Source organism: Kitasatospora sp. MY 5-36, assembly GCF_001182915.1.
Classification (GTDB): domain Bacteria; phylum Actinomycetota; class Actinomycetes; order Streptomycetales; family Streptomycetaceae; genus Kitasatospora.
Genome location: NZ_LFVW01000460.1, coordinates 1 through 9,465, shown reverse-complemented (window position 1 = coordinate 9,465; position 9,465 = coordinate 1). Strand labels below are relative to the sequence as shown.

Here is a 9,465-nt window from a genome sequence, read left to right as displayed (position 1 = left end):
CGCTGATCCGGCCACCGGCCGCTCCGGTGTCGCGCCCGTCCTCCGGTCCACCGCCGTGCCTCCCGCCCTGCCTCCCGCCCGGCCCGAGCGGGAGCAGCAGGACGCGGCCGAGCAGCCCGACCGAACCGTCCAGCGCCGTGGCGAGGGCCCGGGCGGCGCCCGGCAGGTGCCGCAGCTCCCAGAGCGTCTCGACGGTGCCCCAGGCGCCCTCGCGGGCGGCCCCGACCGACCAGGCGCCGAGCAGGTGGGTGAGCGGCTCGGCGCGCTCCAGCAGGTCGGGTCCGGGCATCAGCTGCTCCCGGACGGCCGTCTCCACCTCGGCCAGCACCCGGTCGATCCGGTGGTAGTCCGGCTCGACGTCGGACGGCTGGCAGCCCCGGCGGCGGCAGGTGTCCACGACGGCCAGCGGCAGGTCGTGCTGGATGTGGGCGGCCATCCCGGCCAGCGCGAACTGCAGCGGGTGCACCCCCGGGTGGGCGCGCAGCGCGAACAGCGGCCGCCAGCAGGCGGGCGGCTCCTGCCCGGCCGCGTCGGCGGCCACGGCCCGCAGGTACCGCCCGGCGAACACCACGTCCAGCTCGGCCACCGCCGACGGGTCGGCGAAGCGCCCGCCGTCCAGCCGGTCGCGGACCGCCTCCGTCACGGTGAGGTAGAGCCGGTTGAACACCCCCACCCCGTCGGCCGGGGGCAGCCCCGCCCCGATCTCCCGCAGCCGGCCGACCACCTGCTCGACCGTCCGCGCCTCCACGACCACTGCCGTCGTACGATCCACCGCCGTGTCGGGCATGCGCCACCCTCCGATGCCGATCGTGCACTGATCGCATCATCGTGACAGCGCTGCCCGTGCCCGGGCGGATGCGGCACGCCTCCGTCGGGCCGGTGTCGCACGGTCAGGCCGGTGTCGCACGACCGGGCCGGTCCCGTCGTGACATGGCGTCGACTTGGCCAAAGCCTTGCTGGTACTTTTCCGATCCCCCACCTCCTGTCATGATCCGTGACCGTGATTAACCGTCGTACCCTGATCGCCGCGTTCGCCGCGGCCCCGGCCCTCAGCACCCTCGGCGCCGCCGTGGGCAGCACCCCCGCGAGCGCCGCCGCCGACCTGTACCCCTCCAACACGGCCCTCTACGCCAACCCGACCGTGGTCGAGGGCGTGGACTACGGCCGCCGCTACCGCCGGCACCTGGTCGACGACCAGAGCCCGCAGGGCCGTACGCCGTTCGTCCGGACCACCGTCATCGCCCCGCACGGCGGCGGCATCGAGGGCGGCACCTCCGAACTGTGCCTGGCCATCGCCGGCTACCACCCGGCCGACCTCGCCCCGGCCCCGGCCGCCGGGCCGACGCACGACTTCTGGATGTTCGAGGGCCTGCGCTCCTCCAACAACAGCGAGCTGCACGTCACCTCGACCCACTGCGACGACGGAGTGGCCCGCGCGATGTGCGCCGGCAGCCGCAACGTGCTGTCGCTGCACGGCTGCACCGCCGCCCAGGCCGGACTGGAGGCCGGCGCCCAGGCCGTGCTGGTCGGCGGCCTGAACCCCACCTTCCGCCAGTACCTGATGGAGGAGTTCGCGGCCGCGGGCATCCGGGCCGTGACCGCCTCCGGCGAGGAGGAGATCGCGGGCATCTCCCCGGAGAACATCTGCAACCGCAGCCTGCTCGGCATGGGCGCCCAGCTGGAGATGACCACCGAGCTGCGGGCCGCGATGTTCGCCCCGGGCAAGAACACCCGCACCGAGCGGGCGGCCAACACCCTGCCGCTGTTCTGGGCCTACACGACCGCGGTCCGGACCGCAATCCAGCGGCTGGAGGCGACCCAGCCCATCCTCTGACCGACCGGGGCCGCCGGCCGCGCGCGCCGCGGCCGGCGTCAGCCCAGCCCGTACTCCAGGACGTAGGTGTGGGTGCCGGACCCGTCGACGGTCAGGTGGAACTCGCCGGTGATCCCGGCCAGCTCGCCCGTGCCCGTGCCCGGCACCACGCGTATCGTCGTGCCGGTGGTGTCCCAGGCCGAGTGCTGGAGCACGAACGAGCCCTTGCGCCCGTCCAGTTCACCCGTCACGTGCTCCACCGCGACGTACGAAGCCGGGCTGCCGGAAGGGCCCGCGACGGAGAGCATCCGCACCTCGCTGGCCCCGCTCAGCCCGCCCGTGAAGGTCTTGGCGATCCGGACCCGCCCGAACGCCGCGCCCTCCCGCTCCTCCGTCTCCACCGGCTCGAACGCCGTGACCTCGAAAGACCCGCTCGCCCTGCTCCCGCTCCCCATGGCACCGTCCCCTCGTCGATCCGCGACCACCCTGCGGCCGGCTCCCCGCCGACCGTGGACCGAGCCTTGCACACACCACTGACAATCGCGGCCGGGCAGTTCTCCGGGCAGTTCTCCGGACCGCTTTCCGGACCGCCCTCCCGAGCCGTCGGCGCGGCCCGGTCACGGCTCCCAGCGGATCGCCAGCACCGCCGCGTCGTCGGCCAGGCCGGCGTCGCCGACCCAGCCGCCGACGTCCGTCAGCACGGCGTCCAGCAGGTCCGCCGGGGTGCCGCCGTGCAGTCCGGGCAGCCGCTCCGCGATCGGGTAGAACCGGCCCGCGGCGTCCCGGGCCTCCGACACGCCGTCGGTGTGCAGGAGCAGCAGGTCGCCGGGCTCCGGGTCGAACCGCCGGTCCGGGTAGCTGTCGTCGGTGAGCCCGAGCAGCCCCAGCGGCGGCGCCGGGAACGGGGGCTCCAGCTCGCTCACCCGGCCCGCGCGGCGCAGCAGCGGGGGCGGGTGGCCGCAGTTCACCAGCCGCACCGGCCCCCGGTCCGGCGCCACGTCGAGCAGCAGCGCGGTGGCGAACCGCCCCTCCTCCGACGGCCGGGCGGCCAGCGCCGCGTCCAGCCGTTCGGCGAGCCGCCCGGGGTCCGGCTCGGTCCGCGCGGCCTCCCGGAACACCCCGAGGACGTCCGCCGCCGTCTCCACCGCCGGGAGGCCGTGCCCCTGGACGTCCCCGAGCAGGATGCGCAGCCCGAAGCGGGTCTCCACCACGGCGTACAGGTCCCCGCCGATCCGGGCCTCGGCGGCCGCCGCCACGTACCGCACCGCCAGGCGCAGCGGCCCGATCCGCTCCGGCGGCGGGCGCAGCAGGGCCCGCTGGGCCGCCTCGGCCACCGTCCGGACCTGGAACAGCTCCCGCTCGCGGGCCGCCACCAGGACGACGCTGGCCGCGCTGGCCAGGGTCGAGGCCAGGACGGTGACCGGCACGCTGATCCGGACCGAGAGCGGCAGCTGCGCGTTGGCCGACTCCAGCAGGCCGACGGCGACCACCGCGGCCGCGCCGACCAGCAGCGGCACCCGGGCCCGCCGGGTGGTCGCACCGGCCAGCACCGGGGCCACCGCGAGCAGCGGCGCCAGGGTGGTCCCGGGCCCGATGGCCAGCGCGGCCACCACGGCGGCGACCAGCAGCAGGAGCGAGCCGTAGAGCAGCAGCCGGGTCCGCCTCGGCAGGTGCAGCGGCGGCACCCCGTCCGGGCCGTCGGCGGTCACGCTTCCTCCAGTGGTGCCGGCCGGTCGGTCCGGCGGATCGGTCGGTTGCTCGGTTCGGCCGGTGGGGCGGCTGGTCGGCCCGGTCGGCGGACGGTCGGAGGCCCCCGGCGTCACGAGGGCCTCCGGTCCACTTTCCCTGCCCGGCCCCGGGTCAGCACCTCGGCCGAGGGGCGCGCGCCGGCGCGCACTAGGCTGGGCCGGGAGATGAGACGCAAGAGCCGCCGCCCGGCCTCCCCCCTCCCGCAGCGCCATGGTGTGGACCCGGTCCACCTCCGGCTGCCGCTCGAAGGCCCCTGGCCGACCGTGCGGGACCACCTGGTGGACCGGCTGCCCGCCGTCCCGGCCGAGCGGATCGACGCCGCGCTGCGGGACGGCGAGATCGTCGGCGAGCAGGGCCCGATCGCCCCGGCGGAGCCGTTTCGCCCCGGCGCCCACCTGTGGTTCTACCGGGACCTCCCCGAGGAGGTGCGCGTCCCGTTCGAGCTGGTCGTGGTGCACCGCGACGAGCACCTGGTGGTGGTCGACAAGCCGCACTTCCTGGCCACCACCCCGCGCGGCCGGCACGTCACCGAGACGGCGCTGTCCCGGCTGCGGCACGCCCTCGACCTGCCCGCGCTCAGCCCCGCGCACCGCCTGGACCGGCTCACCGCGGGCCTGGCCATGTTCGTCGTCCGCCCGGAGGACCGCGGCGCCTACCAGACGCTGTTCCGGGACCGCCTGGTGCGCAAGGAGTACCAGGCCGTCGCCGGGTACGACCCGGAGCTGAGCCTGCCGCGCACCGTGCGCAGCCACATCGTCAAGGAGCGCGGGGTGATCGCCGCCCAGGAGATCGACGCGCCGCCGAACAGCGAGAGCCGGATCGACCTGCTGGAGCGCCGCGACGGCCTCGCCCGCTACCGGCTGCGGCCGCTGAGCGGGCGCACCCACCAGCTGCGGCTGCACATGTGCGGCCTCGGGCTGCCGATCCTCGGCGACCCGGTCTACCCGGTCGTGCTGCCCGAGCCCGCCGCCGACGACTTCCGCCGCCCGCTGCAACTGCTCGCCTCGACGATCGAGTTCACCGATCCGCTGACCGGCCGGGAGCGCCGCTTCGAGACCCGCCGCACACTGACCGCCTGGACCGACCCGCAGGGCTGGGCCGACGACGCCGGTCCCGGGCCCCAGGACCTCCGAACGATCTAGCTAGGGCCAACGTCCGAGCCGGTTCCCGTTCCGGTGGCCGATCCGCCGACCGGCCCGGCGGCGGGATGGTGTGCGGCATGAACGCAGGCACCAACGCAGACAACAACGCGGGCATGAGCGCGGGCATGACGAGCGCAGGCACCGGCGGGGCGCGGCGCGCAGCCGTACCGCGGAGCGCTCCCGTCGCCCTGGTCACCGGAGCCTCCCGCGGCCTCGGCCTGGCCCTCGCGCGCGCCCTCGCCGCCGACGGCTGGCAGCTGGTGATCACCGCCCGGGGAGCGGCCGAACTCGCTGCCGCCGCAGCCGATCTGGCCGCCGTCACCAGGGTCGTCGCCCTGCCCGGCTCCGTCGTCGACGACGACCACCGCGCCCACCTGGCCGGGGCCGCGGAGGAGCTCGGCGGCGCGAGCCTGCTGGTCAACAACGCCGGAACGCTCAACGGCGCCCCCGGCCCCGGCGGGCAACCGCTGCCCCGGCTGGCCGACTTCCCGCTGCCGGGCCTGCTGGAGACCTTCGAGGTCAACACGTTCGCCCCGATCGCCCTCACCCAGCTCGTGCTGCCCCAGCTGCGTGCCCACGCCGGCGCCGTCCTCAACGTCAGTTCCGAGGCCGCCGTGGTGCCCTACCGCGGCTGGGGCGGTTACGGTGCCAGCAAGGCCGCGTTGGACCTCGCCGGTGACGTACTCGCCCGGGAGGAACCGGAGTTGCGGGTCTGGTCGGTGGACCCGGGCAGCATGCACACCCGGATGCTCCAGGAGGCCGGCCCCGGCGAGGACGTCTCCGGCGCGCCGCTGCCCGAGCGGGTGGCACCGGCCCTGCTCGGCCTGCTCCGCGACCGCAGGCCCTCCGGCCGCTACCGCGCCGAGGACCTGGCCGGCCGCTGACGACACCCCCCGATCTCGGTGTCCAGCCCCAACTCGCCGCCCGCGCACCGGCCGAGAGGCGCGGTGCGACAGCCGCCGATCGTTCAGGCGGAGGGTGTTGCCCCCGGAGGCAGCTCCAGCTCGAACCAGACCACCTTGCCGTCCTTGGTCCGGCGGCTGCCCCAGCGGTGCGCGAGCTCGTTGACCAGGTGGATGCCCCGGCCGCCCTCGTCCTCGCTGCGGGCGCGGCGGATCCGCGGTACCTCGGACTCCTGGTCGGCGACCTCGACGGTGAGCACCCGGTTGCAGTACAGCCGCAGTTGGGTGGGTGATCCGGCGTGCACCAGCGCGTTGGTGATCAGTTCGCTGGTGAGCAGCTCGGCCCAGTCGATGAGCGCGTCGAGCCCCCAGGAGGCCAGTGTCTCGCGGGTGAAGCGGCGCGAGTGGGCGACCATGGCGTGGTCGCCGGTGAGCCGCAGGGTGGCGATCCGGTCCGCGCCCTTCGGGCGGACCTGCGCCATGATGACGGCGATGTCGTCCTCGCCGGTGGTCTCGGTGAGCCGCTTCAGGACGGCGTCGCAGGTCTGTTCCAGCGAGCCGCGCCGGTCGGCGACCGTCCGGCACAGCAACTGCAGTCCCTCGTCGAGGTCCTGGCCCCGGCGCTCGACCAGCCCGTCCGTGTAGAGGGTCAGGATGCCCTCCTCGGGGAGGGTGAACTCGGCGCTCTCGAAGGCGACTCCACCCACCCCCAGTGGGGCGCCGGTGGGCAGCTCGACCAGGTGCGCCCGCCCCTCGGTGTCGGCGACCACGGGCGGCAGGTGCCCGGCGCTGGCCGCGGTGCACTGGCGGTCCACCGGGTCGTAAACCACGCAGACGCAGGTGGCGAACTGGCCCTCGCCGATGCCCGCGGTCGCCTCGTCCAGCCGGTACAGCACCCGCTCGGGATCCAGGTCCAGGGTGATCAACGTTCTTGCGGCCGTGCGGAGTTGGCCCATGGTGGCGGCGGCCCGGATGCCGTGGCCCATCACGTCGCCGACGATCAGCGCGACCCGCCCGGAGGACAGCGGCACCACGTCGAACCAGTCGCCGCCGACCTCGCTGACCACGCTGCTCGGCAGGTAGCGGTAGGCGAGGTCCAGCCCGAGCGTGCGGTGCACCTCCTGTGGCAGCAGGCTGCGTTGGAGGGTGAGCGCGGTGTCCCGTTCGCGGCGGTAGAGCCGCCCGTTGTCGATCGCCAGCGCGGTGCGGGCGGCCAGCTCCTCGGCCAGCGAACGGTCCGCCGACCCGAACGGCACCGGGTTGCGGGAGCGGACGAACTCCGCGCCGCCCAGCACCTGTCCGCGCGCCACCAGCGGCACCATCAGGTACGAGTGCACCCCGGCGTCCAGGCTCGGCTGCACCCGGTCGGGCGAGGCGACGATCCGGCTCAGCTCCTCCTCGGTCACCTCGGAGACCAGGATCGAGCGCCGGGTGCGCAGGCTCTGCGCGTACAGCCCGGCCGACTGCGAGGTCTCGCCCACCTGGTCGGCCGCCCCGAGCATGCCGCCGTCCGGGCCGGTGTCGCCGACCGCCACCGCCCGCATCAGCACCGGGCCCTCCGCCGGGACCGCCCCGGGCTCCTCGCCGCTGAGCACCGCCTCGCGCAGGTCCACGGTCACGAAGTCGGCGAAGCGCGGGATCACCACCTCCACCAACTCCCGGGCGGTGCGGTGCAGATCGAGCGTGGTGCCGATCCGGTTGCTGGCCTCGTTCAGCAGCGACAGCCGCTGCTGGGCGGCCCACGCCTCGTCCAGCGCCCGCTGCCGGGCGGCGGCCGCGTCGCGCTCGCGGGTGAACAGCAGCGCGTTGTCGATCGAGACGGCCGCCCGCACCGCCAACTCCCCGGCCAGCGCCACGTCGTCGTCATCGTACGGGCGCTCGACCCGGGTGCGGTAGAAGCCCGCCACGCCGACCGGGGTGCCGCGCGCGATCAGCGGGAGCACCATGAACGACAGCACGTTCTGCTCCCGTACGGCGGCCTGCCGCACCGGGTCGTCCGCGAACCAGGCCATGCCCTCCTCGTCCATCCTGGGCACCAGGACGGGCTTGCGGTGCGCCAGGCACCAGGCGTACGGCGAACCGGGCACGAAGCGGTGCAGGTTGCCGGTACGGGCGATCGGCGCCAGCGTCGAGCCGGGCACCGAGTGGAAGGCCATTCGCCGCAGCAGCGCCGAGCCGTCCACCGGGGCGGTCGCCTCGCGCTCGCCGCGGACCAGCTCCTCCAGCACCTCCACCACCACCGTGTCGGCCAGCCTCGGTGCCGCCACCTCGGCCAACTCCTGCGCGGTCTGGGCGAGATCGAGCGTGGTGCCGATCCGGGCGGAGGCCACGTTGACCAGCGCCAGACGCTCCTGCGCGGCCCTCGCCTCGCGCAGCGCCTGCTGCCGGGCCAGCACGGTCTGGTGCTGGCGCAGGTACAGGCGGGCGTTGTCGATCGCGACGGCCGCGCGCGAGGACAGTTCGTCGCCGAGCGTGATGTCGGCCGCCGCGAAGGACTCCCGCGCGCCGCGCCGCGAGTACACCACCATGCCGAGCGTCGTACCGCGCGCCACCAGCGGGGTGATCCGCACCGAGCGCGGACGGTCGCCCAGGTAGGCCTGGCGGCGGCTCTCGTGGACGGGCTCGCTCAGCATCGGCAGCTCCCAGGAGGGCACCACCACCGTGCGCCCGCCGGCCAGCGCCCGGGCGTACGGGGAGTCCGGCCGCAGCTCGTACACCGCGTCCACCGGCAGCGAATCGGCCGGGTAGACGGCGTCGGCGGAGGCGATCGCCAGGCGGCGCACCAGCAGCGGGACGTCCGGCGCGGGCGGCTCCACGTTCCGGCCGGCCACCAGCTCCTCCAGCCCGAACACCGCGCTGATGTCGGCGACCCTCGGTACCATCGCGTCGACCAGCTCCCGGGCGGTCTGCCGCAGGTCCAGCGTGGTGCCGATCGAGGCGGTCGCGTCGACCAGCAGGGACAGCCGCTCCTGGGCGCGGGCCGCCCGGGCGTCGGCGTGGAAGCGCTCGGTGATGTCGATGACCGTGGCGCACACCCCGAGCACCCGGCCGCCGCGGTCCCTCAACCGGAAGTACGAGGCCGACCAGGCGTGGTCGTGGCTCGGGTCGCCCGGGGTACGGCCGTGCGCCAGGTCGTCCACCACCGGCTCGCCGCTCTCCAGTACCCGGCGCATCACCGCCTCGGACTCCGGGGCGTTGATCCCCGGCAGCACCTCGGTGAGCCGACGGCCCAGCGGCTCCTCGACGCCCAGGCCGTTCGCGTCCGCCAGCGCCGCGTTCAACCGGACGAAGCGCAGGCCGGTGTCGAACACCGCCATGCCGACCGGGGACTGCGTGAAGAACCCGTCGAGGAGCGCCAGGTCGGCCTGGAGCCGGCGCAGCGTCGTCACCTCGGAGGCCACCGCCAGCACCATCGGGGCACCGCCCGGGCCGCGGATCGGATACGTACGGAACTCCAGGTTCACCAGGTGCCCGTCCCGGTGCCGCACCGGGAACACCCCGGACCACGACCGGCCCGCCAGGATCTGCCGGAACAGCTGGAGCACCTCCGGCCGGTGCTCCTCGGAGGTCAGCAGCGTCGCCGCCCGCGCCCCCACCGCCTCCTGCGCAGGGTGCCCGAGCAACGCCTCCGCGTCACCGCTCCAGTGCAGGATCCGCCCGTCGGCGTCGATCAGCGCCGTGGCGATCGGCACCATCAGCAGGGCGTCCTGCCGAGGCTGCCCCGCGCGCTGCGCGTATTCGTCCACCATGGCCAGAGAACCGTCCCAGAAACCGTCCGGAGATCGTTCCCACCAGCCCTGCCATCTTCGCACGCGCCCCCACCCACCGCAGCCGCCCCAGCCCCCACACCCCACACCCC

The 9,465-nt window shown here is 75.1% G+C and carries 7 protein-coding genes; 3 read left to right on the top strand and 4 right to left on the bottom strand.

The genetic code is table 11. The annotated features are described in order from the left end of the window. Nucleotides 1-787: DUF5995 family protein (locus AE652_RS26870; protein ID WP_049656000.1), on the bottom strand; the 787-nt coding region annotated here is incomplete at its 3' end. A 207-nt stretch (nucleotides 788-994) separates the two neighbouring features. On the opposite strand from AE652_RS26870, the gene AE652_RS26865 reads away from it, so the two are divergent. Continuing rightward, the gene (locus AE652_RS26865; RefSeq protein WP_049655988.1) at nucleotides 995-1,834 is read left to right on the top strand and encodes a poly-gamma-glutamate hydrolase family protein; all 840 of its coding nucleotides are present in this window, start codon (nucleotides 995-997) and stop codon (nucleotides 1,832-1,834) included. Nucleotides 1,835-1,872: 38 nt separating this feature from the next. Here the strand turns inward: AE652_RS26865 and AE652_RS26860 are convergent, their stop codons facing one another. Next, on the bottom strand, nucleotides 1,873-2,268 hold the full coding sequence (locus AE652_RS26860; protein ID WP_053112266.1) for a DUF3224 domain-containing protein: 396 nt from the start codon (nucleotides 2,266-2,268) through the stop codon (nucleotides 1,873-1,875). Nucleotides 2,269-2,430: 162 nt separating this feature from the next. After that, on the bottom strand, nucleotides 2,431-3,522 hold the full coding sequence (locus tag AE652_RS26855; protein WP_049655986.1) for a PP2C family protein-serine/threonine phosphatase: 1,092 nt from the start codon (nucleotides 3,520-3,522) through the stop codon (nucleotides 2,431-2,433). A gap of 204 nt (nucleotides 3,523-3,726) precedes the next feature. Between AE652_RS26855 and AE652_RS26850 the strand changes: the two genes are divergently transcribed. Both AE652_RS26850 and AE652_RS26845 read left to right on the top strand, forming a co-directional pair. After that, nucleotides 3,727-4,704, top strand: a complete 978-nt coding sequence (locus tag AE652_RS26850) for a pseudouridine synthase (protein WP_049655985.1) — start codon at nucleotides 3,727-3,729, stop codon at nucleotides 4,702-4,704. 125 nt (nucleotides 4,705-4,829) lie between these two features. Continuing rightward, nucleotides 4,830-5,588: an SDR family oxidoreductase gene (locus AE652_RS26845; RefSeq protein ID WP_049655995.1), complete on the top strand. Its 759-nt coding sequence runs from the start codon at nucleotides 4,830-4,832 to the stop codon at nucleotides 5,586-5,588. An 83-nt stretch (nucleotides 5,589-5,671) separates the two neighbouring features. Here the strand turns inward: AE652_RS26845 and AE652_RS43180 are convergent, their stop codons facing one another. Then, the gene (locus tag AE652_RS43180; RefSeq protein ID WP_053112264.1) at nucleotides 5,672-9,355 is read right to left on the bottom strand and encodes a SpoIIE family protein phosphatase; all 3,684 of its coding nucleotides are present in this window, start codon (nucleotides 9,353-9,355) and stop codon (nucleotides 5,672-5,674) included. Nucleotides 9,356-9,465 lie beyond the last annotated feature (110 nt).

What these genes read in the sequence shown, in the direction of transcription:
- AE652_RS26850 (WP_049655985.1), top strand. Translation starts at nt 3,727, where the DNA reads ATGAGACGCAAGAGCCGCCGCCCGGCCTCCCCCCTCCCGCAGCGCCAT.
- AE652_RS26860 (WP_053112266.1), bottom strand. Translation starts at nt 2,268, where the DNA reads ATGGGGAGCGGGAGCAGGGCGAGCGGGTCTTTCGAGGTCACGGCGTTC.
- AE652_RS43180 (WP_053112264.1), bottom strand. Translation starts at nt 9,355, where the DNA reads ATGGTGGACGAATACGCGCAGCGCGCGGGGCAGCCTCGGCAGGACGCC.
- AE652_RS26845 (WP_049655995.1), top strand. Translation starts at nt 4,830, where the DNA reads ATGACGAGCGCAGGCACCGGCGGGGCGCGGCGCGCAGCCGTACCGCGG.